The following is a 486-nucleotide window of genomic DNA, read 5'->3' as shown; positions in this document are numbered from 1 at the left end:
ATTCAATAACAAGTATTTATTCTGTAGCTTCTTGATTCGAACGTGAATCTTGAGATATGTTTGGGATATTTTTTTTAAATAATTTTGATTTAAGACGAATTCTAACTGATTATGGTTTTGAAGGACATCCTTTTCGAAAAGACTTTCCTTTAAGCGGGTACGTTGAATTGCGTTATGACGAAAATCAAAAACGAATTATTTCAGAATTTTTAGAGGTCTCTCAAGAGTACCGTCATTTCGATTTTTTATAAAATTTAAATTAAATTTTTTATACTAATTTTTTAGAGTACTTTTTTTATTTTATAAAATAAAGTTTTAAGTTAATAACCTATGGAAAAGTCAATAAAAAATATTTTACGATATAAACATGCGTATCATCTAGTAGATGCTAGCCCTTAACCATTTTGTACTTCGTGTTCTGCTTTAGTTTTAACTAGCGGGGCTGTGTTATATATGCATGCCTACAAAAATGGAGGTATATTACTT

General features: G+C 27.8%; 1 protein-coding gene. It reads left to right on the top strand.

What is annotated here, in order from left to right; translation table 11 throughout:
* Positions 1 to 56 precede the first annotated feature (56 nt).
* Positions 57 to 251, top strand: a complete 195-nt coding sequence (locus B5P42_RS33350) for an NADH-quinone oxidoreductase subunit C (RefSeq protein ID WP_369008135.1) — start codon at positions 57 to 59, stop codon at positions 249 to 251.
* The last annotated feature ends 235 nt before the right edge of the window (positions 252 to 486 follow it).

It is taken from the genome of Bacillus sp. SRB_331 (genome assembly GCF_003264175.1).
GTDB lineage: Bacteria > Bacillota > Bacilli > Bacillales > Bacillaceae_G > Bacillus_A > Bacillus_A mycoides.
This window is presented reverse-complemented; position numbering and strand designations above follow the sequence as displayed.